At 62.9% G+C, this 25,863-nt stretch carries 24 protein-coding genes; 14 read left to right on the top strand and 10 right to left on the bottom strand.

Annotated features, from left to right (window positions below; translation table 11 throughout):
- Positions 1-327 precede the first annotated feature (327 nt).
- The 6 genes from D3872_RS18605 to puuE form a co-directional block, all read right to left on the bottom strand.
- Complete coding sequence (locus D3872_RS18605; protein ID WP_119812218.1) at positions 328-1,821, bottom strand: amidohydrolase family protein; 1,494 nt, start codon at positions 1,819-1,821, stop codon at positions 328-330.
- 32 nt (positions 1,822-1,853) lie between these two features.
- Positions 1,854-3,173 (bottom strand): guanine deaminase, encoded by a 1,320-nt coding sequence (gene guaD, locus D3872_RS18600; protein WP_119812226.1) that lies wholly within the window; start codon positions 3,171-3,173, stop codon positions 1,854-1,856.
- A gap of 38 nt (positions 3,174-3,211) precedes the next feature.
- A complete protein-coding gene (gene xdhC, locus D3872_RS18595; protein WP_119812217.1) occupies positions 3,212-4,174 on the bottom strand; it encodes a xanthine dehydrogenase accessory protein XdhC in 963 nt (320 codons plus the stop codon).
- Positions 4,174-6,513, bottom strand: coding sequence for a xanthine dehydrogenase molybdopterin binding subunit (gene xdhB, locus D3872_RS18590; RefSeq protein WP_119812225.1), 2,340 nt, complete (start codon positions 6,511-6,513; stop codon positions 4,174-4,176). Before xdhB ends, xdhC begins: the two co-directional genes overlap by 1 nt.
- A 10-nt stretch (positions 6,514-6,523) precedes the next feature.
- Complete coding sequence (gene xdhA, locus D3872_RS18585; RefSeq protein WP_119812216.1) at positions 6,524-7,990, bottom strand: xanthine dehydrogenase small subunit; 1,467 nt, start codon at positions 7,988-7,990, stop codon at positions 6,524-6,526.
- A gap of 169 nt (positions 7,991-8,159) precedes the next feature.
- Positions 8,160-9,113, bottom strand: coding sequence for an allantoinase PuuE (gene puuE, locus D3872_RS18580; protein ID WP_119812215.1), 954 nt, complete (start codon positions 9,111-9,113; stop codon positions 8,160-8,162).
- Positions 9,114-9,210: 97 nt separating this feature from the next.
- Here puuE and uraH point away from each other — a divergent pair, with 97 nt between their 5' ends.
- The 5 genes from uraH to D3872_RS27125 all read left to right on the top strand — a co-directional run bounded on the left by uraH (position 9,211) and on the right by D3872_RS27125 (position 13,775).
- Positions 9,211-9,564, top strand: coding sequence for a hydroxyisourate hydrolase (gene uraH / locus D3872_RS18575; protein WP_119812213.1), 354 nt, complete (start codon positions 9,211-9,213; stop codon positions 9,562-9,564).
- 84 nt (positions 9,565-9,648) lie between these two features.
- Positions 9,649-10,209, top strand: a complete 561-nt coding sequence (locus D3872_RS18570; protein WP_119812211.1) for an ATP-dependent Clp protease proteolytic subunit — start codon at positions 9,649-9,651, stop codon at positions 10,207-10,209.
- 210 nt (positions 10,210-10,419) lie between these two features.
- Positions 10,420-11,676, top strand: a complete 1,257-nt coding sequence (locus D3872_RS18565) for a hypothetical protein (RefSeq protein WP_119812209.1) — start codon at positions 10,420-10,422, stop codon at positions 11,674-11,676.
- A gap of 9 nt (positions 11,677-11,685) precedes the next feature.
- The gene (locus D3872_RS18560; RefSeq protein ID WP_119812208.1) at positions 11,686-12,102 is read left to right on the top strand and encodes a type 2 periplasmic-binding domain-containing protein; all 417 of its coding nucleotides are present in this window, start codon (positions 11,686-11,688) and stop codon (positions 12,100-12,102) included.
- A gap of 104 nt (positions 12,103-12,206) precedes the next feature.
- On the top strand, positions 12,207-13,775 hold the full coding sequence (locus D3872_RS27125; protein WP_119812206.1) for a methyl-accepting chemotaxis protein: 1,569 nt from the start codon (positions 12,207-12,209) through the stop codon (positions 13,773-13,775).
- A 294-nt stretch (positions 13,776-14,069) separates the two neighbouring features.
- Here D3872_RS27125 and D3872_RS25315 read toward each other — a convergent pair whose 3' ends face one another.
- Entirely contained in the window at positions 14,070-14,552 is a 483-nt protein-coding gene (locus D3872_RS25315; protein WP_147373922.1) for a hypothetical protein, read from the bottom strand.
- Positions 14,553-14,575: 23 nt separating this feature from the next.
- Positions 14,576-15,940 carry a hypothetical protein gene (locus D3872_RS18550; protein WP_119812204.1) on the bottom strand — a complete coding sequence of 455 codons (1,365 nt, stop codon included), beginning with the start codon at positions 15,938-15,940 and terminating at the stop codon, positions 14,576-14,578.
- Positions 15,941-16,735: 795 nt separating this feature from the next.
- Between D3872_RS18550 and D3872_RS18545 the strand changes: the two genes are divergently transcribed.
- The 3 genes from D3872_RS18545 (at position 16,736) to D3872_RS18535 (ending at position 21,203) form a co-directional block, all read left to right on the top strand.
- On the top strand, positions 16,736-18,019 hold the full coding sequence (locus D3872_RS18545) for an HlyC/CorC family transporter (RefSeq protein ID WP_119812202.1): 1,284 nt from the start codon (positions 16,736-16,738) through the stop codon (positions 18,017-18,019).
- A gap of 221 nt (positions 18,020-18,240) precedes the next feature.
- On the top strand, positions 18,241-19,968 hold the full coding sequence (pilB, locus tag D3872_RS18540; RefSeq protein ID WP_119812201.1) for a type IV-A pilus assembly ATPase PilB: 1,728 nt from the start codon (positions 18,241-18,243) through the stop codon (positions 19,966-19,968).
- Positions 19,969-19,976: 8 nt separating this feature from the next.
- A complete protein-coding gene (locus tag D3872_RS18535; RefSeq protein ID WP_119812200.1) occupies positions 19,977-21,203 on the top strand; it encodes a type II secretion system F family protein in 1,227 nt (408 codons plus the stop codon).
- Positions 21,204-21,256: 53 nt separating this feature from the next.
- Here D3872_RS18535 and D3872_RS18530 read toward each other — a convergent pair whose 3' ends face one another.
- Positions 21,257-21,874, bottom strand: coding sequence for a putative quinol monooxygenase (locus D3872_RS18530; protein WP_119812199.1), 618 nt, complete (start codon positions 21,872-21,874; stop codon positions 21,257-21,259).
- Between the two features lie 882 nt (positions 21,875-22,756).
- Between D3872_RS18530 and D3872_RS18525 the strand changes: the two genes are divergently transcribed.
- From D3872_RS18525 to D3872_RS18515, 3 genes are read left to right on the top strand one after another with little or no spacing between them, the layout of a single operon-like run.
- Positions 22,757-23,281: a hypothetical protein gene (locus D3872_RS18525; RefSeq protein WP_119812198.1), complete on the top strand. Its 525-nt coding sequence runs from the start codon at positions 22,757-22,759 to the stop codon at positions 23,279-23,281.
- 12 nt (positions 23,282-23,293) lie between these two features.
- Positions 23,294-23,929, top strand: coding sequence for an LpoB-related protein (locus D3872_RS18520; RefSeq protein WP_119812197.1), 636 nt, complete (start codon positions 23,294-23,296; stop codon positions 23,927-23,929).
- Positions 23,910-24,491 (top strand): hypothetical protein, encoded by a 582-nt coding sequence (locus D3872_RS18515; protein WP_119812195.1) that lies wholly within the window; start codon positions 23,910-23,912, stop codon positions 24,489-24,491. Before D3872_RS18520 ends, D3872_RS18515 begins: the two co-directional genes overlap by 20 nt.
- 61 nt (positions 24,492-24,552) lie before the next feature.
- On the opposite strand, the gene D3872_RS25310 is transcribed toward D3872_RS18515, so the two are convergent.
- The gene (locus D3872_RS25310) at positions 24,553-24,927 is read right to left on the bottom strand and encodes a hypothetical protein (protein ID WP_147373921.1); all 375 of its coding nucleotides are present in this window, start codon (positions 24,925-24,927) and stop codon (positions 24,553-24,555) included.
- 6 nt (positions 24,928-24,933) lie between these two features.
- Here D3872_RS25310 and D3872_RS27120 point away from each other — a divergent pair, with 6 nt between their 5' ends.
- From D3872_RS27120 to D3872_RS18500, 3 genes are read left to right on the top strand one after another with little or no spacing between them, the layout of a single operon-like run.
- Positions 24,934-25,062, top strand: a complete 129-nt coding sequence (locus D3872_RS27120; protein ID WP_274381739.1) for a hypothetical protein — start codon at positions 24,934-24,936, stop codon at positions 25,060-25,062.
- A 15-nt stretch (positions 25,063-25,077) separates the two neighbouring features.
- Positions 25,078-25,518, top strand: a complete 441-nt coding sequence (locus tag D3872_RS18505; protein WP_119812193.1) for a putative periplasmic lipoprotein — start codon at positions 25,078-25,080, stop codon at positions 25,516-25,518.
- Positions 25,518-25,784: a hypothetical protein gene (locus D3872_RS18500; RefSeq protein ID WP_119812192.1), complete on the top strand. Its 267-nt coding sequence runs from the start codon at positions 25,518-25,520 to the stop codon at positions 25,782-25,784. The genes D3872_RS18505 and D3872_RS18500 overlap by 1 nt, the downstream gene beginning before the upstream one ends.
- Positions 25,785-25,863: the final 79 nt, after the last annotated feature.

Here is a 25,863-nt window from a genome sequence, read left to right as displayed (position 1 = left end):
AAATTGACCATGAAATCGCTATGTAACGAGTCGAATCACCTGTCTTCCCTAGGGCGGGACCGAATGGCCGGATTATAAATACCCCATTCTCCGGTGAAATTCTTTCATTTCGAAGTTCAACAAAGCTGACATTGCGGCAAGGAATATGTAGCGAGAAGGCCACACTAGGAAGGGGCTTGCACATTCGTAAATACACATTAGCCATGTAAATCGGGGACGGACCCCAACATCGGGGACAGACCCCGACGCTGGGTTCCGTCCCCGATGTTGGGGTCTGTCCCCGATTCGTGGCCCCGATTCGTAAGTTCTTGATTTTTAAAGCGCGGATTAGCGCTTGGTAGCGGCCTCCCTGGCGAGGGCGGCGACTTCGGCTTCGAACCTGGAGAAGCGGGCGTCGAGCTGCGACGTCAGGCGTTTCTTGTCCTGGGCCGGCAGGAAGGAGTAGCGAATGCCGTTGTAGGAGGCCTTCTTCACTTCGGCATAGCTCGGCTTGTAGCGGCTGGCGAACAGGACGTATTCGTTCGACAGCGTGTGCCGCGTCACGCCGGCGTCATCGGTCGAAATCACGTATGGCACGCCGTACTTGCGGTACAGCGTCAGCGGGTGGTCGTCACCCTTGATGCCGCTGATGAAGGCATTGCTGGTCAGGTTGATTTCGACCGGGATGTCCTTTTCGCGCATCGTCTTCATGATGCCAAGCGCGTTCGATTCATGAGCCAGGTCGATGCCGTGGCCGATGCGGTTGGCGCCCGCGACGTTCAGCGCTTCGTCGATGTGGAACTTCAGCCCTTCCGGCGGCACGTCGCCCAGCGCCAGCTCGCCGGCGTGCAGCGCCAGCTTGACGTCCGGGTAGCGCGCCTTCAGGAATTTGAACATTTTCATGTGCAGGCTGTAGTCGCGCATCGAGATCAGCGAGCTTTCCTGGCCGACGATGTTCAGGCCTACCACCAGGCCGCCCTGCCCCGCCGTCTTGAACCCGCCCAGCATCGACGAGAACACGCGCGCCGGCGACTGCAGGCGGAAGACGTACGACTGGTAGCGCATCGTGAAGTTGCCGTCATCGACGCCCGCGTGCGATTCGGCGATGCGCTTGCTGTAGTCGGCCAGTTGCTGGTTGTAGCCGGCGTCGCCTTCCAGCGCGGCCATCCAGCCTTGCATCGCTTCGGCCAGCGCGGCGTCGTTGCCGGCGGCCGCCTTCACCTTCGCGTCGAAATCGGCGTTGTCGGCCGCTGGCGCGGACTTGAACATGGTTTCGATGTAGCTGACGTTTTCGTCGATGGCGCGCTTCTTCAGCGTCAGCAGCCCTTCGTTGAAGTTGGTGTTCGAGACCGATCCGAAGTAGATGAAGGTCTGGAAGAAGCGCTGGTCGGGCGGCGGCTGCACCGCGCCGTGGTTGTAGAAGTCCTTGGCCGACCAGCGCTGCAGCAGCTCGCGGTAGACGTTGTCGTTGGCGACGATCTCGGCCCCGGTCATGCAGGTGCGCGTCTCGGGCGCGGCCATGCGCACCAGCGCCAGCTTCTCGGGCTTCGACTCGATCTGGTAAGTGTTCCTGTCCACGCACCAGCCCTGCTTGTCGATCCATTCGAGGTACTGCTCAGCGTAGATGGAGCCGGAATAGTGGTGGTGCAGGTCGGCGCCCTTGGGCATCTGGGTGAAGAACAGCGTCAGTTCCGAGGTCTTCGGTGATTCGCCGGCGATCAGCGAGGCATAGTGGCGGGCGGTGATCGCCTCGTTGGCGCCGACAGCGGGCGCGCGCGCGAAGGCCGGTTGCGCCGCTGCGAACGTCAGGGCGAGCGCAAGGCTGCTCATTTTGATGTGCATTGTTCTTCTCTCGGTTGTGGAACTGCCAAAACTTATTGCGGCAGGCGCTCGTGTACCTTGTGCCCGGCGGCGTAGGTCGCGCGAATGGCGCGGTCGTCGCCCAGCAGCGCCAGCGCAAACAGCAGTTCTTCGAGATTGGCGCAGCGCTCCGCGCGGCGCGCCAGCAGTGGCGTGCAGGCCGGCTCGAGCACGATGAAGTCCGCGTCAAGGCCCGGCGCGAAGCTGCCGATGCTGCCTTCGAGTTGCATGCTGCGTGCAGCGCCCAGGGTGGCGAGGTAGAACATGCGCACCGCCGGCAGGTAACTGCCCTTCAAGCGCGCTACTTTATAGGCTTCATTCATTGTTTGCAACATCGAGAACGAGGTGCCGCCGCCCACGTCCGTGGCCAGCGACAGCAGTACCCGCGCCGCATCCGCCTTTTCGAAATCGAACAAGCCGCTGCCGAGGAAGAAGTTTGACGTCGGGCAGATCGCCGCCGCCGACCCGGTGGCGGCCATGCGCGCGAAGTCATCGTCGTCGAGCCAGATGCAGTGCCCGTACATGGCGCGCGGGCGCATCAGGCCAAAGCCGTCGTACACGTCCAGGTAGCTGCGCGCCTTCGGGAACAGCTTGCGCACCCAGGTGCATTCGGCATCGTTCTCGGATACGTGGGTCTGGATGAAGGTGTCGGGATAGGCCGCTGCAAGCTCTCCGGTCAGGCGCAGCTGGGCTTCGGTCGACGTGGGCGCGAAGCGCGGCGTCAGTGCGTATAGCGAGCGGCCGCGCTTGTGCCACTTGCGGATCAGGTCTTCGGAGTCGCGCGCGCCGCTTTCGGCGGTATCGCACAGGAATTCGGGGCAGTTCCGGTCCATCAGCACTTTGCCCGCCACCATGCGCAGGTTGCGCGCTTCGCTCGCTTCGAAGAAGGCGTCCACCGATTCGCGGTGCACTGTGCAGTAAACCATCGCGGTGGTGGTCCCGCAGCGCAGCAGCTCGTCGAGGAAGAACTCGGCAACTTCGCGCGCGTGCTCAGGCTCGCTGAACTGCCGCTCGGTCGGGAAAGTGTAGGTCTCGAGCCATGGCAGCAGGCCGGGCGCCGGCGAGGCGATCATGTCGGTCTGCGGGAAGTGCAGGTGGGTGTCGATGAAGCCCGGCGTGATCAGCTTGCCGCGGTAGTCGTGCACCGTGACGCCTTCGGGCAGCGTCGAAGCCAGCCGTGCGTAGTCGCCGGCGGCGTGGATCTTGCCGCCGTCAACGATCAGCAGGCCGTCTTCATGCCAGCTGTATGCGTCAGGCGTGAACGCCGGGTCGGCGCGGAAGTGGAGCACGCTGGCGCGGTAGGCTTGCATTGAAGGGGATGGTGCTTGGGACATCAACATTCTTTCTTGTTCAATCTTTGTTCTTGACGCGGTTATTGGCGACTTTTCGCCTCCCAAACCCCCAACAATTGCGCTGCCACGGATGCGGCGATAACCGAGGGCGCCTTGTTCGCGATGCCGGGAAGGCCAATCGGGCATACCATCGCCTCGATCCGCGCTTCATCCACGCCCCTCGCCCGCAACCGGTGCTCGAACTGCATACGCTTCGTGTGCGATCCGATCAAGCCGAACCACCCCACATCGCCGCGCGCCATGATCGCTTCCGTCAGCCGTTGGTCCAGTGCATGGCTATGCGTCATCACCAGATAGCTCGCACCAGCCGGCGCCTCGGCCACCAGCGCCTCGGGGATGTCAGTCGCTTCCACCGTCACGTTCGCCGGCACGCTGGCCGGGAACATGTCCTCGCGCTCGTCCACCCAGGTTACTGTACAGGGCAAATCGGCAAGCGCGCGCACGATCGCCGCGCCTACGTGCCCCGCTCCGAACAGCACCAGGTGCGCGCGCGGAGCAAACACGGCATCGGCGAGCCAGCGCCGCCCGCGCTCATCCTGCATCACGTGCGTCCCGCGCGAACGATCGAACGCCGGTGCTCCGGTTCCGCACAACATCCTGCCTTCGCCGTCGAACAGCGCCGCATCCGGTTCGCCGTCCAGCGCCACCAAACGCCAGCTATCTTCACGGACGCGCTCGCGCAACTTCGTGGCCTGCGCCGCATCCACTCGCTCGAACGCGAGGTGCACCACCCCGCCGCAGCACTGGCCCAGGCCCGGGCCCAACGCAAAGCGCTCGAAGCGGCGTTCCTGCCTCGCGCCGATCATCCCGCGCGCGATCTCGATGGCGCGCTGCTCAAGGTGGCCGCCGCCTATCGTGTCGGCGACCTTCCCTTCGGTGACGAGCATCTTCGCGCCCGGCTCGCGCGGCCCGGAACCTTCCACGGCCGCCACCGTGACCAGCACGGCCGGCGCCTTACCGATGGCTTGCAGCCAGCCGTCCATTACGCCGCTTGCCCTACCGCCGCCTCGACGGCGGCGATCGACTTCAGGATTTCCTCGCTGGTGGCCGGCGCGTTCAGCGGCGGGTTGACCTTGTGGCCGCCGACGCTGGACACCGCATCGCGGATAGCGAAGAACACCGAGAACGGCAGCAGCAGCGGCGGTTCGCCCACGGCTTTCGAGCGGTGGATGCTGTCCTCGACATTGCCGTTGTCGAACAAGCGCACGCGGAAGTCTTCCGGACAGTCGGAAACGCCCGGAATCTTGTAGGTCGACGGCGCATGCGTCATCAGCTTGCCGCCCTCGTTCCACCACAGTTGTTCCGTCGTCAGCCAGCCCATGCCCTGGATGAAGGCGCCCTCTACCTGGCCGATGTCGATGGCGGGATTGAGCGAGCGGCCGGCATCGTACAGTGCGTCGGCGCGCTCCAGCTTCCACTCGCCGGTCAGGGTATCGACCACAACTTCCGACACCGCCGCGCCGTAGGCATAGTAAGAGAACGGGTGGCCGCTCATGGTTTTCGGATCCCAGTGCAGGCCCGGCGTGGCGTAGAAGCCGTCGGACCACAGCTGCACGCGCGCCAGGTAAGCCTGCTGCACCAGCACCGGAAACGCTACCTCATGCCCATTGGCGAACACCGTGTCGCCGGCGAAGCGCACGTCCTTCGCATCGCCGCCGTACAGCTTGACCGCGTACGCGGCAAGGCGCTCCCTGATCTGGCGCGCGGCGTCCTGCGCGGCCTTGCCGTTCAGGTCCGCGCCGGTCGATGCGGCCGTGGCCGAAGTGTTCGACACCTTGCTGGTGTCGGTGGCGGTAGCCCGCACGTGCGACAGGTCGACGCCTAGTTCATGCGCAACCACCTGCATCACCTTTGTGTTGATTCCCTGCCCCATCTCGGTGCCGCCGTGGTTGACGATGATCGATCCGTCCACGTACACGTGCACCAGCGCGCCCGCCTGGTTCAGGTGGGTCACGTTGAAAGCGATGCCGAACTTGACCGGCGTGAGCGCCAGGCCTTTCTTCAACACCGGGCTAGCAGCATTGAACCTTGCAACCGCCTCGCGCCTCGCGCGGTATTCGCTGCTGGCTTCCAGTTCGGCCACCAGTTCGTGGATCACGTTGTCCACCACCACCTGGCCGTACGGCGTCACGTTGTCGGTGTCGCGCCCGTAGAAGTTGATGCGGCGGATATCGAGCGAATCGCGGCCAAGGTTGCGTGCGATCTCGTCGATCACGTATTCGATGGCGATGGCGCCTTGCGGCCCGCCGAAACCACGGAACGCCGTATTCGACTGGGTGTTGGTCTTGCCGCAGGCGGCGCGGATCTCCACGTCGGACAGGTAGTAGGTATTGTCGAAGTGGCAGACCGCACGCGTGGCGACAGGCCCGGACAGGTCGGCCGAATAGCCGGCGCGCGTCACCATGTCCACCTTGGCGGCGACGATCTTGCCGTTGGCGTCGTAGCCCACTTCGTATTCGTAGTGGAAGCAGTGACGCTTGCCGGTGACGAGCATGTCGTCGTCCCGGTCGGCGCGCAGCTTGACCGGGCGCATGAGCAGGCTGGCGCAGATCGCCGCCGCAGCCGCCCACAGTGCCGACTGCGATTCCTTGCCGCCAAAGCCGCCGCCCATGCGCCGGCATTCGACCACGATGTTGTGCGAGTGGACGCCCAGCGCATGCGCCACGACGTGCTGCATCTCGCTCGGGTGCTGGGTGGAGCACTGCACCAGCATGCCCTTGTTTTCCTTCGGTATCGCGTAGGCGACCTGGCCTTCGAGGTAGAACTGTTCCTGGCCGCCGACGTACAGCTCGCCCTTGACGGAATGGGGCGCACGCTCGAATGCGGCCTGCCAGTCGCCCCGCTTGAGCTGCATTGGCGGCAGCACGTACGATTGCGCCGCTTTTGCAGCCTGCGGCGTCAGGATCGCGGGCAGTTCGTCGTACTCCAACGTCGCCAGCCGCGCGGCGCGGCGTGCGTTGTCGTGGGTGTCCGCCACCACCACGAACATCGGCTGGCCCACGTACTGCACCAGCCCATCGGCCAGGATCGGGTCGTCGTGGATGATCGGGCCGCAGTCGTTGGTGCCGGGGATGTCCTGTGCGGTGTAGACCGCCACCACGCCGCGGCTGGCGCGCACCGGCGCAAGGTCCATCGACACGATGCGGGCGTGCGGCTTTTCCGACAGGCCCAGCGCGGCATGCAGGGTGCCCTGTACTTCCGGGATGTCGTCGGTGTAGGTTGCCTGGCCAAGCACGTGCAGCTCGGCCGATTCGTGCGCTTTAGCCTTGCCGACCACGCCCCATGCGGCGGCTTTCAATATTGGGGAACCTGCGTCGTTCATCATGCCCTCCTTACGCGCGCCGCGCGAACGCGTTGACCTGGTTCGTCGCCAGCGGCGCATCCGGCCGCGTCTCGAACCAGAAGCGGCGCAGCAGGTTCTGCGCGGCTTTCATGCGGTACTCGCCCGAGGCGCGCATGTCCGACAGCGGCTTGTAGTCCTCGGCCATGGCGGCCATCGCTCGGCTGACAGCCGCTTCGTTCCAACGTTTCCCGACAAGCGCGGCTTCGGCGGCCGAAGCGCGCTTCGGCGTCGTCGCCATGCCGCCAAAGGCGATGCGCGCGCTCGCCACCAGGCCGCCGTCGAAGGTGAACGCGAAGGCCGCGCACACCGCGGAGATGTCCTGGTCGAAGCGCTTGGCCAGCTTGTAGGTGCGGAAGCGCACTTCCTCGCGCGGCAAGGGAACGCGCAGCGCCTGCACGAACTCGCCCGCTTTCAAATCCTTCTGCTGGTAGCCGAGATAAAAATCCTCGAGCGGCATCGTGCGTTCGCCGTCGGGGCCGCGCAGCACCAGCTCCGCGCCCAGCGCGATCATCCACGGCATCGAATCGCCGATCGGCGAGCCGTTGGCGACGTTGCCGCCCAAGGTGCCTGCATTGCGGATCGGGAGCGAGGCAAAGCGCTGCCACATCTCGGACAGTTCGGCGGGATAGTGGCGGCACAGCGCCTTGTACGCGTCGTCCAGCGGGACGCCGGAACCGATCTCGATTGCGTCGGCGGTTTCGGTCACGTTTTTCAGTTCGTCGACGTGGCCGAGGTAGATGATGTCGCCCAGCTCGCGCATCTGCTTGGTAACCCACAGGCCGACGTCGGTGGAGCCGGCCAGCAGCAGCGCCTTCGGATTTTCGGCGCGCACCTGCACCAGTTCATAAATGGTGCGCGGCGCGTGGAAGTGCTGGCCTCCCGCGCTGTAGGTCGCCATCTTGTCGCGCCGTAGCGCCGCCAGTTGCGCGGCCAGCGCTTTACCGTCGAATTCGACGGCCGGCAGTTCGCCCATGCGCATCGCGGCGTCGATGATCGGCCGGTAGCCGGTGCAGCGGCACAGGTTGCCCGACAGCGCGTCGTCGACCTGGCAGCGGGTCGGCTGCCGGCCTTCCTGCTTCAGGTACATGCCCCACAGGGACATCGCGAAACCGGGCGTGCAGAAGCCGCACTGGGAGCCATGGCAATCGACCAGCGCCTGCTGCACGGGATGCAGCTTGCCGTCGGGCTGCTGCAGGTCTTCGACCGAGAACAGGGCCTTGCCGTCGAGCGCGGGCAGGAACTGGATGCAGGAATTGACAGCCTTCATCTGCAGCTGGCCGTTCTCCAGCGAGCCGACCACCACCGTGCAGGCGCCGCAGTCGCCCTCGGCGCAGCCTTCCTTGGTTCCGGTGCAATGCAGGTCCTCGCGCAGGTGCTGCAAGATGGTCCGCGTAGGAGCGGCATCGCTCACCTCGCGCACAGCGCCCTGATAATAGAAACGGATCGGTTCTGACATTCTTGCCTCGGCTTTATCCCAGCTTACAAGGCTAACACCCGCGGCCGGGCGGGGTATATGGAAATGCTGATGTCGGATATCAGCCAATCACCATGAAGCCGGCGCGCCTGCCGCTGCGCATTCTTCATTCTAGGCAAGGATGCCGCGAATGCAAAAGACGGGTGGCAGATTACGCCACGCACGGATGAGTTGCCTGCCAGTGCCGGGCGATATCGATCCGGCGCGTGATCCACACCTTGTCATGTCGCTGCACGTAATCGAGGAAGCGCGCCAGCGCCGCGGCCCGCGCGGGCCGCCCCACCAGCCGGCAATGCAGTCCGACCGACAGCATCTTCGGCTGGTTCAGCCCGTCCGGGTCGCCTTCCGCGTACAGCACGTCGAAGGCGTCCTTCAGGTAATCGAAGAACTGCGTGCCCGAATTGAAGCCCTGCATCGCCGCGAAGCGCATGTCGTTGGTGTCCAGGGTGTACGGCACCACCAGGTGCGGTGTCGAGGCGGCCTGCCCATTCGAATCCGTGTACTCCACTTTCTGCCAGAACGGCAGGTCGTCGCCGTAATGGTCGGCGTCGTACACGAAGCCGCCGTGCTCCACCACCAGCCTGCGCGTCGCCGGCGAATCGCGCCCGGTGTACCAGCCCTGCGGCGCCTCACCGGTCAGTTCGCGGATGATCTGTACCGCCTCCTGCATGTGGGCGCGCTCGGTGGCCTCGTCCACGTTCTGGTACGAGATCCACTTCAGCCCGTGGCAGGCGATTTCGTGCCCCAGTTCGCGGAACGCCGCCACCGCCTCCGGGTTGCGCCGCAACGCCATCGACACGCCGAACACAGTCAGCGGCAGCTTGCGCTCCTCGAACATGCGCAGCAGGCGCCACAGCCCGGCGCGCGAGCCGTATTCGTAGAGCGACTCCATGCTCATGTGGCGCATCGGGAAAGCCGCCGCGCCGATGATTTCGGACAGGAAGGTTTCCGACGCCGGGTCGCCGTGCAGCACGTTGTTTTCGCCACCCTCCTCGTAATTGAGCACGAACTGCAGGGCGATGCGCGCCTGCCCCGGCCACTGCGGATGAGGTGGAGTGCGGCCGTAGCCGATCATGTCGCGCGGATAGTTATCGTAGGTCGTCATCGATACCAAAGGGGGATGTGGGTTATAACTTCCATCATATATTGCCCGGCCGGCAAGCGTATATGATCTCACCCACACACTCTATATAGGCTAACCAATGGGAAAACTCAGCACGCATGTACTCGACACTACCCAGGGCAAGCCGGGCGCCGGCGTCAAGGTCGAGCTGTACAGCGTCAGGGACGGCGCGCGGACCCTGATCAAGGCGGAGACCACCAACCTGGATGGGCGCTGTGGCAGCCCGCTGCTGGAAGGCGACGCGATGCAGGTTGGGCAGTATGAGCTGGTGTTTGCCGCGGGCGACTATTTTGCCTCGCAGGGTGTCGCGCTGCCGTCGCCGCGTTTTGTCGATCGCGTGACGATCGCTTTTGGCATTGCCGACGCGACCCAGAACTATCACGTGCCGCTGGTCGTTACGCCGTGGTCGTATTCGACCTATCGCGGCAGCTGAAGCGGCCGCAGCCCTTCCGCCTGCCAGCAGGACGCTGCCAAAAGTGCAAACTTGCTATTCTTGGGCATTCGCCCGGGAACGCCAATGTCCTTGCACATCGTCCATTTCATAGGCCCGATCAACCACCACACGGCCTGTACCATCCGCAACCTCTGCCTGCAGGCGCTGCAGAGCGGGGCAAGCGAGATCGAGCTGCACATGTCCACCGAAGGCGGCAACATGACGTCCGGCTTTGCGCTGTACTACTTCCTCAAGTCGCTGCCGCTGCCGCTGGCCACGCACAACGTCGGCAGCATCGAATCGGTCGGCGTGGTTATTTTCCTGGCCGGCCAGCGCCGCTTCGCCTGCCCCGGTACCCGCTTCCTGGTGCACCCGCTCCACTGGGGCTTCGGCAACCTGGTGGCGGCCGACCACTCGCGCGTCAGCGAGTGGCGCGACTGCCTCGACTTCGACGCCGAACGCTACGCCTGCGTATTCGACGAAGCCACCGACGGCGCCCCGGTGAAGGTCGACATCCGCCCCAACCTGTTCGGCGGCGCGCGCATTTTCGATGCCAGCCAGGCGCTCACAGCCGGCATGGTGCACCAGGTGGTCCAGGCCCGCCTGCCGGAAGCGGGCCCCACCTCGCATTGGTGGAACGCCTGACTACCTTAAACGGATGCCAAAGTTGCCTCATTGGCTGCGATGTTCCGTGACAACAGAAGTTCGAGGATTCTCTCTAATTGTCACATCATAATTACACTTTCCCCAAGTGAACCTTTAGACTGAGTTTGTCTTGACGCCCGGCAATCTCCCGCCGGCGGCTAAGTTCGATCGCCCCTGCGGCACGCGCCATATCATCAACAGAGAGTTCAAATGAAAAACCGCATTATCGCAACGATGCTTGCGTTGCCTTTCGCTGTCTCGACCGCCTATGCAGGCGACCTCCCAGCCGTGAAAATCAGCGGTTTCGGCACCGGCGCCCTGACCTGGACCAATAGCGACCAGGCCGAATTTGCCCGTCCCAACCAGGCCAGCGGGGCGAAAAAGAGCCCGCGCACCGGCGTCGATTCGAACCTGGGCCTGCAGGCCAGCACCGACATCAACCCATGGCTGTCGGCCACCGCGCAGGGCCTGGTCCGCAAGGACGGCGAAGAAGGCTTCGGCGCCGAACTGGCGTGGGCCTTCGTCAAGGCGAAAGTATCGGATAACTTCAGCATCCGCGTCGGCCGCATGGGCCTGCCGGTGTTCATGATTTCGGACTACCGCAACGTCGGCTACGCCAATACCATGCTGCGCCCGCCTTCGGACATGTATTCGCAAGTCCCGTTCGGCGCCATCGACGGCGCCGACGGCACCCTGCAGCACAGCTTTGGCGACACCACCCTCACCGCCCAGTTGGCATACGGAAACACCAAGCCGGGCCTGAGTGCGGGCGGCGGCGCGCTCGTGCACGTCGACGCCAAGCAGGTAACCGCGCTGAACCTGGTGGCCGAACACGGCCCGCTGACCCTGCGCGTCGGCCGTGCCGACACCAAAATTACCATCGCCGATTCCACCTCGCTCAACACCCTTCTGGCAGGCCTGCGCACTGCCGGCGCCGGTTACCGCATCGCCGAACTGGCGCCGCTGGCCAACGCCCTGTCGGTCGACGACAAGAAGGCATCGTTCACCTCGGCCGGCGCCATGCTGGACTGGAACAACGTCGTCGTCCAGGCTGAGTACGCCCGCCGCAAGACCGACAGCTACATCAACGACACCACCTCGTCCTACCTGATGGCCGGCTACCGCATCGGCAAGTTCCTGCCGTACGCCAGCCACTCCAGCCTGGAGGTCGATTCGGTGGTCGCCAACACCGTGCCCGCCAGCTGCCCTGCCGGCTACCCGGCCGCCTGCACCCCGACCCTGCGCGCCCTGTCGGCCGGCGTCAACAGGCTGAGCAACACCGGCACCCAGGGCCAGCAGAGCACCAACACCATCGGCATGCGCTGGGACTTCCACAGCTCGGCCGCACTGAAGGTGCAGCTCGACCGCATCACGCCGAAGCACGGCCAGGGCCTGTTCCTGCAGCCGTCCGCCACCTTCACCGGTCCGGTCACCGTTGGCGCGGTCGCTGTCGACTTCGTCTTCTAAGGAGTCACAATGAAATTTGCACACTTCAAGCTGAAAGCACTGGGCGCCGCTCTGGCGCTCGCGGCCGCCGTCCCGGCGCACGCCGAACTGGTGGTGGTGGTCGGCGCCAAGAGTCCGGCCGGCACCATGAGCAACGAGCAGGTCGCCCAAGTCTTCCTCGGCAAGTCGTCGGCGATGACCCCGGTCGACCAGCCCGAATCGGCGCCGGTTCGCGCCGAGTTCTACAAAAAGGTGGCCGGCAAGGAGGCGGCACAGGCCAAGGCCCTGTGGTCGAAGCTGGTATTCACCGGCAAGGCTTCGCTGCCCAAGGAAATGGCCGGCAATGCCGAAGTGAAGAAGGCAGTGGCGGCCGATCCGAAAGCGATCGGCTACATCGAGAAGAGCGCAATGGACGATACCGTCAAGGCCGTCCTGAGCGTGCCCTGACTCACCGGGCGCGATGACCAGCCCCCCCTGCGGCAGCCCTGGCTGCACGCTGATCCTGCATGCCGCCCCCCGAGGGGGCATGCACCGTTTCTTGGAGCCGCATAATGAGTATTAAACGAAAGATCTGGGCCCTGCCCGCGATCTCGGCCCTCATCTTCAGCGTCGGCGTGGGCGCCAGCGCCTATATCGCAGCAGGCGCACTCGAGTCGATTCGCACCACCGGCAACGCCGACTACCCCGTCCTCGACAACGTCAAGGCGATCTCGCTGCAGGTGACGGCGATTACCGACGGCCTGCAGGACGCCGTGGCCGAAGGCGACAAGCCGCGCCTGGAACAGATCGGAGCCCAGGCGGCGCAAGTGCGCGGCACCATCGGTAAGGTCGGGCAGCTTCCCGGCCAGCGCGAACTGGCCACGCGCCTCGGCAAGGAATTCGACGGCTGGTACGCGCCTGCCTTGTCGGCCGCTCGCATCATGCTCGAACTCGAACAAGGCGACGCCGGCAAGATCGTCGCCCGCATGCAGGCGGCGCAGGCCGTGCTGAACGCGAGCCTCGCCAAGACCAACGCGAACGCCCAGGCAAACTTCAAGGCGGGCATCGCCGCCAGCGAAGCCAGCGTGCGCAAGGTCCTCTGGACCATTGTGGCCGCCGCGCTGGCGGTCATCGCCAGCCTGGCGATCGTGTCGTGGTTCGTGGTCAGGGACATCTGGAAGCAGTTGGGAGGCGAACCCGAATATGCGCGCACGATTGCGCGCGCGGTTGCCGACGGCGACCTGTCGATGGAAATCGCTACCGACGCGGGCGACAGCACCAGCCTGCTGGTGGCGCTGCGCGACATGCGCGCCAAGCTGGCCGGCATGGTGGCCGAGATCAAGCGCTCGGCAGACACCATCAACGTGGCCAGCGCCGAAATCGCCAGCGGCAATGCCGACCTGGCGGCGCGCACCGAATCGCAGGCGGCCAACATCGACCAGACCACGCGCGCCATGCAGGTGCTTACCAACACGGTGCGCGAGAACGTCGGCCACGCCAGCGACGCCAATGCGCTCGTGACCTCTGCGTCCGACGAAGCGACCCGCGGCGGCCAGGTGGTCAATGGTGTCGTCACCACCATGGGCGAGATCAACAGCTCGGCGCGCAAGATCGTCGACATCATCTCCGTGATCGACGGCATCGCCTTCCAGACCAACATCCTGGCGCTGAACGCCGCTGTGGAAGCGGCGCGCGCCGGCGAGCAGGGCCGCGGCTTTGCCGTGGTGGCCGCGGAAGTGCGCAACCTGGCCCAGCGCAGCGCCGCCGCGGCCAAGGAAATCAAGGAACTGATCGGCGACTCGGTGGCCAAGGTGGAGGCCGGCTCGCAGTTGGTCGACCAGGCCGGCGTGACGATGGACCAGATCGTCGAATCGGTGCGCAAGGTCGCCGCCATCATGGCGGAGATCAATGCCTCGAGCAGGGAGCAGAACTCGGGCATCGAGGAAATCGGCCGCGCCATCGCCAGCATGGACGCGATGACCCAGCAGAACTCGGCATTGGTGGAAGAAGCCGCCGCCGCGGCCGAATCGCTGAGCGACCAGACCGAGCAGCTCAGCAACGCGCTGGGCGTGTTCAAGCTGGCGGCAATCCGTGCCGCCGTGGGCCGCCCGGCCCGCCCGGCATTGGCGCTGGAAGGCTGATTCCCACCTGCCGTACGAAACTACGACGTTGCCTTGCCATGCAAATTTCGTCAGATGGTTGATCGTCCAAATATCGAGGTGTCCGGGCAAATTTGACCACAGCAGTTTTCGTCGCAGGGACGCTGTGCGGTGGGCGCGGAGCTCGCAGTGCGCCGGGACAGCCGCACTGCACCCACCGCGCCCATAGACAGATGATTGCCGATCCGCTATGGAGTGCTGCCGAAGGAACGGGCGCGACACCGCCCGTCCTTCACCGCTTTGCGCGTTTGGGTGACTTGTACCCAAATTCCTTCATTACGGTAAGCGCGGTGGATGGCTCGGTGGGGTGAGTTGCGGGGGAAGCATATCTTCACCGTGCGTCGGACCCTTAACCGGTTTAAGCAGTATTTTCCCCGCAACGAAAATGGGACTACCTCTTATTATTTTCCCAATTTTTCCTCCCACGACAGCCCCACTGATGGCGCGAGCCATCATTGCGAGCCATGACTTGGCTTCCTGTGAGAGGAGTGATTGGTTTGTTTCCTTGTTGTAGGTAGCGCGTTCCTCGCGTTTACCCAAATTTTCCACTAGTTTTTCCATTTCCTCTCGTTTTGGTGCCATGCCAAGATAATCCGGATCGTCTTGGTTTGGATGGTCCCGCTGACTTCCGACTTCGGCGCGATCTTTGAAGTGCTTTTCCAGATTTCGCTCTTCCCTACCTCCGATGTAATCTCTACCAGCATTAGCTTTTTCAAAGCCAAACTCTTTGTTCAGATCTCGATCACTTAGGTACCCCACGTTAGCTCCTTCACATCTCAGGTCTAGTGACGTACTGCCACAAGCAGTGCAAGCACGACATCGTGCGGAGTGAAGTACTCGCGAAATTTCTTATCTTGGTCATTATTTTCATCGAGAATTACGCCTTCAGCTGCTTGCTTGCGTATGACCGGCCCCCATGGCGCATTAACCGCATATGATATCTCCACTTCCCATTCTCCCAAAGGCTGTGCATTTCCGAACTGGGCTTCTGAGCGCATACGCACAGCATCGACTAAGGGCTGATCGGACCATAGTCCCCCGCCCGAAATACGAAGTGGCTCAAGATTCCACGTTGATTCGGCTGGCGCCAAGGGTAACGAGGACTTCTGAATAGGAAAATCAATTCGAAAAGGTACAGATATACCTTGGCGCAGATCCCGCAGATACGAATAACCAAATTGAAAAAATTCCCTATCAGCAACCGTTCCGCGTAGAGCCGTAAGAAAACCCGGTGTGAGATATTTATAGGTAAGTGCTGCCCCGACTGCCAAAATTCGAACACTTTCGCCATCCTTCAAACCTGGTATGTGCGCGCGCTTTAGCTCAAAACGCAGCAACGCCGAGCCGCTTGTTTGGAGTGCGTCCACATTCGCGATGGCTTCTTCACCAAGCTGGAGATATACGGGGAATTGTCGTTCGTAGCGGTTACCTTCGTCGATCTTTCGTGTCGCTGTGCGTAGCCAACGAACAAGTTCGCCAAGCGGGTCCAACCCGGCCCATTTTGGGGGCTCAATCAGAGCGATCCCGAATGAAGAGGACAACCCAATCCATATTGCATACAATCGCTCGTATAGCATGGATATATTATCTGCCAGCAAAGAACGGAGGAACTCGACCCTTTGCCCGTAGTTCACCGCAGTTCCTGGCATTTCATTTATTATAGATCTTGTGATGCGTGCGTCCGTAATCAGATCGTCGCGTTCATTTAAGGTACTTTCATCTGCGTTTTGGCTTCCAGCGGGAACTTTCGCTTGTTGCCTCGAAGCCTCAAGGTAGACTTTGTTGATTTTTAGATCAATAGGCTGTAGTTGAGCCGAAAATTGCATATCCAGCGCCTCCCGGATTGCTTCCGCCTCCAGTTGCATAATTTCGGCGTGCCGATCTAGCGAATTATTCAACAGTTTGGCGGCAGCCTCGATATTCTCATCTATACGCCACGGTGCGTACTGACTTTTATTAACGACCGGCGGCAATTTTTCTTCGATATATTGGTCAGTGGTTTTATCGAGTATATCCCTCATCCAATGATAATTTGGCTCAGCCGAGGCCTTTTGGAGCTGGGTTCTAAGTTGCTCCGGGGATTCGATTGTTTTAAAATCAATGAACATTTTAGTTTCCATCAATTTATTGTTGAAAGTAGTCAACATCGACTTACTATCGACGTTGGCTATGAGAATATTTCCGTATGTCTTCCTTAGTTCGGATCACCGCTGCACGCCCACTGCGAAACGAACTGGCAAGCATAATTTGAGCCAGTATTTAACTCATGAAGTTTTCTGCTGAAAATCAAATACTTGCGCCATTGCGCAGTTAGACAGAAAAAGGATATGTAAAAATCGGCGACACAAAGGACCGGCGAGGCGCGAAACTTTTGGCTCCTGTTGGCTTGTAGAAGGGCATCTTTCCAAAACCTCGCTAAGGCATAGCCTCACGGCGTAAAAATTCTGATATCGAATCAAGCCCCGAATGCCATAATGGAAGGCAGGATCGGTCTGTTTGCCGCGCAGAACCGTGAACATTGGCAAGCAATGCGATCCGTTGGTCGGTCTGAGAAAGTGACGATCCACTGGTAACCAGTATTGATGCCGCTGATCCGCGGCAGTTGCGAGGGCCATCCGCCGAATCGACGGTGCTGATAATCAAGATCGTAGTATCCGGGCAAGCGCGGGCGTCCTTCCCTGCAGCGTCGCATGGTGACAGCGAGGTCCGACCGAACTCGATTGCCTGCCCACATCGGCGCAACGCCTTCGGCATGCGCGTCGGCAGCGCCGATCCCGCCGGCCGTCCCGCACGGCGGCGGGCGATATGCACGTGACAAACTTGCATCGCCCGCCCTCCTCCTCTAGAATTCACAGCTCATCGGTTGCCGCTTCCGCAACCGCCCCACGCTGTCCGCGCCCGTGCCCGGACGGTTTCACCAGCAAGTTTCCATACGGTGAGCCTTGGATACCGTGCCGCTTTGGGTGCTTTTTTCCGCACTCGCCTGCCTGATCCTGTTGTCGGCCTTTTTCGCCATGGCGGAAACGGCGCTGATGTCGGCCAACAAATTCCGCCTGCGCGCGATGGCCAAGCGCGGCCACCGCGGCGCCCGCTCGACGCTGTGGCTGCTCGACCGCACCGACCAGCTGCTGTCGCTGATCCTGATCGCCAATACCCTGGTCAACGCCACCGCCACCGCGCTGGTGACCGGCATGGCCATCCTGTTTTTCGGCTACGACGACAGCATGATCGCCATCGCGATCGCCGTGCTGGCCTTCCTCTTGATCGTGCTGGCCGAGATTTCGCCCAAGATGATCGGCGCGCGCTACCCCGAAAACATCTCGCTGTCGGCCGCCACCGTGCTGCGCCCGCTGATGGCGGTGTCGCAGCCGGTGATCTGGTTCGTCAACCTGTTCGTGTCGGCGGTGCTGTACCTGCTTGGCATCCAGCGCGGCGCCGGCGACGGCCAGCCGCAACGCATGTCGCCCGAAGAGCTGCGCGCGATCGTGCAGGGCAGCGGCACCGTGATCCCGCAAAAGCACAAGACCATCCTGCTCAACCTGCTTGACCTGGAAAGCATCTCGGTCGAGGACATCATGACCCCGCGCGCCCAGATCGAGGCGCTCAACCTGGCGGTGCCGGTGGAGGAGATCAAGCGCCAGCTGACCACCTGCTACCACAACAAGCTGCCGGTCTACGAAGGCGAGATCAACCGGATCGCCGGCATCCTGCACGTGCGCCATGCGGTGGCCCTGCTCAACGAGGACGAGGAGTTGACGGTCGAGCATTTCCGCCAGCTGCTCAGCACCCCCTACTTCATCCCGCAGGACACCAGCGCGCTGGCCCAGCTGCAGCATTTCCAGGAAAACAAGGAACGCCTGGGCATCATCGTCGACGAATACGGCGAGGTGCAGGGCCTGGTGACGCTGGACGACATCATCGAGGAAATGATCGGCGAGTTCACCACCTCGATGCCGGGCGCCTCGCGCAGCGAAACCTTCGGCTGGGACGCCTCCGGCGCCTGCCTGCTGGACGGCGCCACCCCGCTGCGCGACATCAACAGGCAGCTCGGCCTGGCCTTCCCGCTGGACGGCCCCAAGACCCTGAACGGAATGCTGCTCGAAGAACTGCAGGAAATCCCCGACGCGCCGATCGCCATCAAGCTGGGCAACTGCGTGATCGAAGTGCTGCACGTGCAGAACCAGGCGATCAAGGTCGCCAGGCTCCAGCGCCTCGCCACCAGGTAGTATTCTTAAGACAATCTCGCTGTTCTTAAGACAATCTCGCTGTTCTTCCGACAACTCCGAGGAGCTGCTGCCATTTCGTCTACGTGGTATATGCGCCTCTGCACGGGTCACAAATGCTTTACAAATGTGATGCCCGGAGGCATCATCCAAAGCAGTCTGCCGTTGCAGGCCCCCCTGGAACGGCGCCTTTGTCGTCCTGACACCTTAAATCACGCACGCTTATGGCAGCAGTCCTCCCGAACACGGCTTCAGGCATACCGATGTCGGGACTGGCACGCGCACTGGTACAGGCCGGGCGCATCACTGCGGCCCAGGCCGACACGCTGCAAAAGAAGGCCGTGGCCGACAAGGCCGCGTTCATCGACATCCTGGTTGCCAGCGGCAGCATTGACGGCGCCGGCCTGGCCGTCTTTTGCGCCGAGACCTTCGGCTACCCGCTGATGGACCTGGCCACCGTGAACCTCGATGCGCTGCCGCCCAAGGCCATCGACGACCGCCTGATGCAGGGCCAGCGCGTGGTGGCCCTCGCCAAGCGCGGCAACAAGCTGTCGGTAGCGATTTCCGACCCGACCAATACCCAGGCCCTCGACCAGATCAAGTTCCAGAGCGAAGCCTCGGTGGAGCCGGTGATCGTCGCCCACGACGCGCTGGTCGCCCTGCTGGCGCGCCTGATGAAGAGCGCCGAGCAGTCGCTGCACGAAATGGTCGGCGACGACCAGGACATCCAGTTCGCCGAGGAAGATACCGCCGCAAGCCAGGCGCCCGATCCGGCCAACGAAATCGAAGACGCGCCGATCGTCAAGTTCCTCAACAAGATCCTGATGGACGCGGTGAACATGGGCGCCTCGGACATCCACTTCGAGCCGTTCGAGAAGTTCTACCGCATCCGCCTGCGCGTCGACGGCGTGCTGCGCGAGCACGCACAGCCGCCGATCACGATCCGCGACAAACTGGTTTCGCGCATCAAGGTGCTGGCCAAGCTGGACATCTCGGAAAAGCGCGTGCCGCAGGACGGCCGCATGCGCCTGATCCTGTCGCCGGTGAAGACCATCGACTTCCGCGTGTCCACCCTGCCCACGCTGTTCGGCGAAAAGACGGTCATGCGTATTTTGGACGCGACCCAGGCCCAGATGGGCATCGACGCGCTGGGCTACGACCCGGACCAGAAGGAACTGCTGCTCGACGCCATCCAGCGCCCTTACGGCATGGTGCTGGTCACCGGGCCTACCGGCTCGGGCAAGACAGTGTCGCTGTACACCTGCCTGAACGTCATCAACAAGCCCGGCATCAACATCTCGACGGCGGAAGACCCGGCCGAGATCAACCTGCCCGGCGTAAACCAGGTCAACGTCAACGACAGGGCCGGCCTGACCTTCCCGGTCGCGCTGAAGTCCTTCCTGCGCCAGGATCCGGACATCATCATGGTCGGCGAGATCCGCGACCTGGAAACCGCCGACATCGCGATCAAGGCCGCGCAGACCGGCCACATGGTGTTCTCGACCCTGCACACCAACGACGCGCCATCGACGCTGACGCGCCTGATGAACATGGGCGTGGCGCCATTCAACATCGCCTCGTCGGTGATCATGATTACCGCCCAGCGCCTGGCGCGCCGCCTGTGCACCTGCAAGCAGCCGGCAGAGACCAGCCGCGAAGTGCTGCTGGCCGCGGGCTTCCGCGAGCCCGAGCTGGAAGGCGACTGGAAGCCGTACAAGCCGGTCGGCTGCGAACGCTGCCTCGGCTCCGGCTACAAGGGCCGGGTCGGCATCTACCAGATCATGCCGATCTCCCCGGCCATCGAAAAGATCATCCTCGCGCACGGCAACTCGATGGAGATCGCCGCGCAATCGGAAGCCGAAGGCGTCAAGTCGCTGCGCCGTTCGGGACTGATGAAGGTGAAACAAGGATTGACGAGCCTTGAAGAAGTGCTCGGCTGTACCAACGAATAGGAAAGATCATGGCAACGTCACAATTGAAAACGGCCGCAGCGGTCAAGGAAAGCGTCTACGCCTGGGAAGGCAAGGACAAGTCCGGCAAGACCGTGCGCGGCGAACTGCGCGCCGGCGGCGAAGCCATCGTCAACGTCACACTGCGCCGCCAGGGCGTGATGGTGACCAAGGTGAAAAAGAAGGTCCACCGCAGCGGCAAGAAGATCACCGACAAGGACATTTCGATGTTCACGCGCCAGCTGGCGACGATGATGAAGGCCGGCGTGCCGCTGCTGCAGTCGTTCGACATCGTCGGCAAGGGCCACGGCAATCCGTCGATGTCCAAGCTGATCCTCGACCTGCGCAACGACATCGAGACCGGCACCAGCCTGAATAACGCCTTCCGCAAATACCCGCTGTACTTCGACCCGCTGTTCTGCAACCTGGTCGGCGCCGGCGAGCAGGCAGGTATTCTTGAAGACCTGCTGACCCGCCTCGCGGTGTACAAGGAAAAGACCATCGCGATCAAGGCCAAGATCAAGTCGGCCCTGATGTACCCGATCTCGATCCTGGCGATCGCCTTCATCGTCACCGCGATCATCATGATCTGGGTGGTCCCGGCGTTCAAGTCGGTGTTCCAGAGCTTCGGCGCCAACCTGCCGGCGCCGACCCTGATCGTGATGGGGATTTCCGAGTTCTTCGTGGCCTGGTGGTGGATGATCTTCGGCTCTATCTTCGGCGTGCTGTACTTCTTCTTCCAGGCCTGGCAGCGTTCGCTGAAGGTGCAGCGCTTCATGGACATCACCCTGCTCAAGATTCCGGTGTTCGGCGACGTGATCCGCAAGGCGACCATCGCGCGCTGGACCCGCACCCTGGCCACCATGTTCGCGGCAGGCGTGCCGCTGGTGGAAGCGCTCGACTCGGTCGGCGGCGCCGCCGGCAACGCCGTCTACTACGATGCCACCCGCAAGATCCAGAACGAGGTATCGACCGGCACCAGCCTGACCACGGCCATGCAGAACGCCAACGTGTTCCCCAACATGGTGACCCAGATGGTGCAGATCGGCGAGGAATCCGGCTCGCTCGACGCGATGCTGGGCAAGGTGGCCGACTTCTTCGAAGAGGAAGTGGACGAAGCGGTCGGCGCGCTGGCGTCGCTGATGGAGCCTTTGATCATGGTGATCCTGGGGGTGCTGATCGGCGGCCTGGTCATCGCGATGTACCTGCCTATCTTCAAACTGGGTTCGGTGGTCTGACCGAAGCCCAAATGGTGGCCAGCGCCCCGCTGGCCACCTGCTCCCTGCGGCGCCTACGCAAACACTTTCTCCGCCAGGATGTCGATCAGGTCGATGTCCGGCACACCGCCCAGCAGGGTCCTCGCATGCACGGCCAGCTCTCGCGCAATATGCCCGGTCAGGTTGTCGAACCTGCCGGGGGCGGCGCCGAATGTGCCGAAGATGCCGTACTCGCCGTCGCCGGTGCGGAAGGCGAACCACGTGACGGTGTTCTCCTCGTTTTCCGCCAGCGCCTGTGCGTTGCGCAGGAACTGCTCGACCTGCGGCTCGTGCCCGGCGCGCGCGCGGAAGGTCAGCATCAGCGCCTTGGTCGAGTATTCGTTGGTGGCGACCACCGGCACCTTGTCGGCCAGTACCTCAAGCCGCTGGATGGTCGGCACCTCGGCGAACAGCGGCCCGCCCTCGGCGAACAGCATCGCGGCGGCCGCGCCGTTCAGGTGTGCTTCGCGCGCCGCTTCGTCAGGGAAGAAATCGATAACGCCGTATTCGTCGCGCCCGAAATGAAGCGCGAACCAGGCCGTCGTGCCAGGCTCCTGGCGCGCCAGCGGCAGCACTGACTTCAGAAATCTCTCGGCCTGGTGTTCCCTGTGCTCCCTGGCTTCCATCCGGATGAGTAATCCTTGCGTGACCATGACATGCCTGAACGCGCCTGCGCGCGCCCGCAGTATAGAAAAGCACAGCGCGGGGCCAGCCGGCGATGATTCGATGCTACGCGCTTTTCGCACGGCGCGAAGCCAGCGTGTGTGAAGATCGCCATATTGGCGCGTGTACGGTTTACCGATCAGGAGCCATCAAATGATCTCCTCGCCCACGGGACCATTCGTCGCCATGAGCTCTCCGCCATGCAGCTCCGGGTTAAACTCCCGCAGCATTTCACTCAATGACTTCTTTTTTTCACTGTCGTTCATGTCGGCACACTTTGTCGATGCTCCGATCCGAGATTATTTGTATCCAGCATAGTCCTCATGTGGGAACAAGACCAATCCCGTTGCTATTCCTGTCCCGGGTGCAAACGATGAGGTCGGTTAAGTTGTCACAAATCAGCCGAGATCATTCGATTGGAAACCGCGATACGCGCCCCCTCATCGATTGGGGGCGGGCATACGGAGGCACTGGCGCAGGCGCTGGAAATCCTCGATAAAATTTGTGGATTTTCCTCGGAATAGCACAGGATACTCGTCAATTCAGCCGGCGCTGCGGCAACGGCTGCACCACCACACTCCCCAACAGCGCAGGCACGGCCTGGCGTGCCTGCCAGTCGCCGCACCCAGTGTCCAGAGTACACATGGGAAGCCCTGTCCGATCAGGTACGCCCGTTGCGATAGCAGACAATCCAAATTGTATAAAAATACACATTTCCATCGGGCTAACACTTCTCGTGTGAGCAGCCTCCGGACGTCGAAAATGTGTAGGGAAATTCCTACAATATCGTTGTATTTGCGAAAGTGTCGTTGCGATTCTGAAATTGTCACCTTTATAATTTAGATCTCATAATTACACAGGAATGTCCAAAAATGAAAGCAGCTATCGCCCTCGCCGCCGCCCTCGCCCTGACCGGTTGCGCCACCTACCAGGCGCCGCAACTGGCCGCGCCAACCGCGATCCTGGCGCCTAAGCCAATCCTCGGCAACACCGGCAAGTACATGTCGCCGTACACCGAAGACGGCACCGTGGCAGTGTGGGTTGAAAAAGGCCGCAGCGCCAGCGCGGGTTCGGCAATCGGCGGCTTCCTGGGCGCCCAGGCCGGCCAGAAGATGGCTGAACAGATCCCATTCTTCGGCGGCATCATCGGCCAGGCCGTCGGCGAAAGCACAGGCCGCGCAGTGGCACTGAAGATGGTTGGCGGCGAAGAGTTCATCCGCGCCAATTCGGACCTGTCGTTCAACTCGGTGCAGGACCTGGCTGTCTACATGTACGCCAAGAACTCGGCGCACAAGGACTTCGCGGAAGCGCTCAAGCTGACCCAGGAAATCTACCCTGAACTGAAGACCGCCTACTATCCGGCGATCTACAGCGCGTCCACCCTCGCCGCCAAATAATCCGGACCCGCCATGAACTTCAAGCTTATTCCAGCCGCCCTGCTGGGCGCCGCTTTGCTGGCCGGCTGCGCCACGCCCAACCTTGACAACAGCGCGGGCCGCCGCACCACGTACCAGGATGTGGCTTCGCCATCGGCCACCGTCGCCGGCGTCGGCGTCGAGTCGCAGGACGTCGTGTCGATGACCGACAAGATGGTGCGCGACATCCTGTCGAACGCACAGGTAGCCGGCCGCGCCACCGCGCCGCGCGTGATCATCGATTCCGAGTACTTCAGCAACGACAGCTCGACGCGCATGAACAAGAACGCGATCACCGACCGCCTGCGCGTGGAACTGAACCGCGCGTCCAACGGCCGCCTCGTGTTCGTCGCCCGCCACTACGGCAACATGGTGGACAAGGAGCGCGAAGCCAAGCGCGCCGGCGAAGCCGACCGCGGCACCATCCGCACCACCAAGGCGCAGGCCGGCGGCGACTTCCGCCTGGGTGGCCGCATCACGTCGATGGACGCCGCATCCACCGGCACCGGCAACGTCTCGCGCTACCACCAGATCACCTTCGAGCTGATCGACCTCGAGTACGGCACCATCGTCTGGTCCGGCATCTACGAGTTCAAGAAAGAAGCGCGGGATGACATCATTTACCGTTAAACCGGTAGCAGCGGCGCTGCTGGCCGCGGCGCTGTGCGCGCCGCAGCTGGCCAGCGCCGATTACGCTTCGGAAGCCGCGCGCCTGAACGCCGCGGCACCGAAGGACGTGACCCTGCACACGATGCAGGCCGGCTTGGCGGCTCTCGCCGAGAACCGCCTGCCGGAAGCGCGCGAGCATTTCGACGCCGCGCTGGCCGTCATCGAAGGCATGTTCGCCGACACCCAGGCCGCGGCCAACGCGCGCTCGCTGTGGTACGAGGAAGGCGCCAAGGAGTTCAAGGGCGAGCCCTACGAACGCGCGATGGCCTTCTACTACCGCGGGCTGGTATACCTGGTGGATGCCGACTACGAGAACGCGCGCGCCTCGTTCCGCTCCGGCCTGATGCAGGACGCCTTCGCCGAGGAGCAGCAGAACCGCTCAGACTTCGCCAGCCTGATGCTGCTCGAAGGCTGGACCAACCAGCTGCTCGGCTCCGCCGGACAGGCGAAGGACGCCTACGAAGAAGCGGCCCGCACACGGGCCGGCGTGCAGGCTCCGGCCCCGGCGCCACCGTGCTGGTGATTGCCGAACTGGGCGGCAGCCCGCGCAAGGTCGGCGACGGCATCGACAACCAGGAAATCGTCTACCGCGGCCCGAAGCGCACGCCGGAACGCAACATCGCGATCGACATCGACGGCCAGGCAATCAAGCCAATGCTGGTCGAGGACGTGTTGTTCCAGGCCTCGACCCGGGGCGGGCGTCCGATCGACCGCATCATCGCGGGCAAGGCCAGCTTCAAGGAAACCACCGGCAACGTCGGCATGGCGCTGACCTCGATCGCATCCGAAAGCAGCCTGATGATGTCGGCAGTCGGCGGCACCGGCGGAGGGCGCGTGATGGCGGCCTCGCGGCAGTCGGCGCGATCTCGTCGATCATCTCGGCCAACGTCAAGCCGCGCGCGGACGTCCGCTACTGGAACAACCTGCCGGAGACGATCCACGCGGCGGCCTTCAAGCATGCCGGCGTGCCGGGCAATGTCGGCGTCAGGCTGTTCGACGAAGCCGGCAACCAGGTCCCGGCCGACAAGCTGGTCATCAACAAATGGATCGACAAGAACGGCAACGTGCTTGTCTGGATCAAGAGCAGAACTTAAATAAAAAGGAAACCTATGAAACTCGTCGCCGCAGGCGTGGCAGCCCTTGCGCTGCTGGCCGGATGCCAGACCCCGTACCAGGAAGGCGCGCAGATGGGCGTGCGCGTCAACGACCAGATGGCGCCGAACGCGCGCATCCAGTACGACCAGGTCGTCATCCTGGACAAGGCACTGCAGAACAGCAGGGCCGGCAAGATCGCCGTCGAACAGCAGGGTGCGCGCCGCACCGCCACCGGCACCTTGAAAGTGGTCGCCATGCTGCGCAACCGCACCGACTTCCCGCAAGTGCTGGAAGTACGCAGCAGCTTCTTCGACAGCGGCTTCGCGCCGACCGAGAAGCCGTCCGCATGGACCCGCGTCCACATGGAACCGAACGGCGTATCGAGCTATGAAGAGTCGTCGATGGGCGCGCAGAACGTGGCGCACTATCTGGTTGAGGTCAGGGAGTCGCACTGATGAAGCCATTCATTCTCGCGGCACTGCTGGCGGCAGCCGGCGCCGCGCATGGCCAGAACCTGGCCCTGCCTGAGCCGATGAAGCTGGCCCCGCAAGCGGGCGCCGCAGGCAGCATGGACGCGGCCGAAACGCCGATGCTGGCGGACGAAAGCGGCGGCGGCTTCCGCGAGTGGTACGCGGGCCAGAAACGCCCTGCCGTGGTGGTGTACTTCAACCGCGAACTGGCGAACTGCCGGCCGGCTGGGAAGGCAGCAGGCGCCTGCTGATCGAAGATACGATCAGCGACGGCAAGGCCGAAGACAAGCGCACCATCACCGTCGGCATGCAGCACAACACCCAGCGCCA

Origin of the sequence: Massilia cavernae (assembly GCF_003590855.1) — a bacterium.
GTDB lineage: Bacteria > Pseudomonadota > Gammaproteobacteria > Burkholderiales > Burkholderiaceae_D > Telluria_A > Telluria_A cavernae.
Note: the sequence above shows the minus strand (reverse complement) of the source record. Positions and strands in the feature narration are given on the sequence as shown.

Bases quoted from the DNA above. Each gene is read 5' to 3' on its own strand.
- D3872_RS27125 (WP_119812206.1), top strand. From the start codon at position 12,207: ATGAGTATTAAACGAAAGATCTGGGCCCTGCCCGCGATCTCGGCCCTC.
- D3872_RS18505 (WP_119812193.1), top strand. From the start codon at position 25,078: ATGAAACTCGTCGCCGCAGGCGTGGCAGCCCTTGCGCTGCTGGCCGGA.
- D3872_RS18520 (WP_119812197.1), top strand. From the start codon at position 23,294: ATGAACTTCAAGCTTATTCCAGCCGCCCTGCTGGGCGCCGCTTTGCTG.
- D3872_RS18525 (WP_119812198.1), top strand. From the start codon at position 22,757: ATGAAAGCAGCTATCGCCCTCGCCGCCGCCCTCGCCCTGACCGGTTGC.
- xdhA (WP_119812216.1), bottom strand. From the start codon at position 7,990: ATGTCAGAACCGATCCGTTTCTATTATCAGGGCGCTGTGCGCGAGGTG.
- guaD (WP_119812226.1), bottom strand. From the start codon at position 3,173: ATGTCCCAAGCACCATCCCCTTCAATGCAAGCCTACCGCGCCAGCGTG.
- D3872_RS25310 (WP_147373921.1), bottom strand. From the start codon at position 24,927: ATGCTTGAAGGCCGCCGCGTGGATCGTCTCCGGCAGGTTGTTCCAGTA.
- D3872_RS18570 (WP_119812211.1), top strand. From the start codon at position 9,649: ATGTCCTTGCACATCGTCCATTTCATAGGCCCGATCAACCACCACACG.
- xdhB (WP_119812225.1), bottom strand. From the start codon at position 6,513: ATGAACGACGCAGGTTCCCCAATATTGAAAGCCGCCGCATGGGGCGTG.
- xdhC (WP_119812217.1), bottom strand. From the start codon at position 4,174: ATGGACGGCTGGCTGCAAGCCATCGGTAAGGCGCCGGCCGTGCTGGTC.
- D3872_RS18535 (WP_119812200.1), top strand. From the start codon at position 19,977: ATGGCAACGTCACAATTGAAAACGGCCGCAGCGGTCAAGGAAAGCGTC.
- D3872_RS18515 (WP_119812195.1), top strand. From the start codon at position 23,910: ATGACATCATTTACCGTTAAACCGGTAGCAGCGGCGCTGCTGGCCGCG.
- D3872_RS18560 (WP_119812208.1), top strand. From the start codon at position 11,686: ATGAAATTTGCACACTTCAAGCTGAAAGCACTGGGCGCCGCTCTGGCG.
- D3872_RS18550 (WP_119812204.1), bottom strand. From the start codon at position 15,940: ATGTTGACTACTTTCAACAATAAATTGATGGAAACTAAAATGTTCATT.
- D3872_RS18605 (WP_119812218.1), bottom strand. From the start codon at position 1,821: ATGCACATCAAAATGAGCAGCCTTGCGCTCGCCCTGACGTTCGCAGCG.
- D3872_RS18500 (WP_119812192.1), top strand. From the start codon at position 25,518: ATGAAGCCATTCATTCTCGCGGCACTGCTGGCGGCAGCCGGCGCCGCG.
- D3872_RS18530 (WP_119812199.1), bottom strand. From the start codon at position 21,874: ATGGTCACGCAAGGATTACTCATCCGGATGGAAGCCAGGGAGCACAGG.
- pilB (WP_119812201.1), top strand. From the start codon at position 18,241: ATGGCAGCAGTCCTCCCGAACACGGCTTCAGGCATACCGATGTCGGGA.
- D3872_RS18565 (WP_119812209.1), top strand. From the start codon at position 10,420: ATGAAAAACCGCATTATCGCAACGATGCTTGCGTTGCCTTTCGCTGTC.
- puuE (WP_119812215.1), bottom strand. From the start codon at position 9,113: ATGACGACCTACGATAACTATCCGCGCGACATGATCGGCTACGGCCGC.
- uraH (WP_119812213.1), top strand. From the start codon at position 9,211: ATGGGAAAACTCAGCACGCATGTACTCGACACTACCCAGGGCAAGCCG.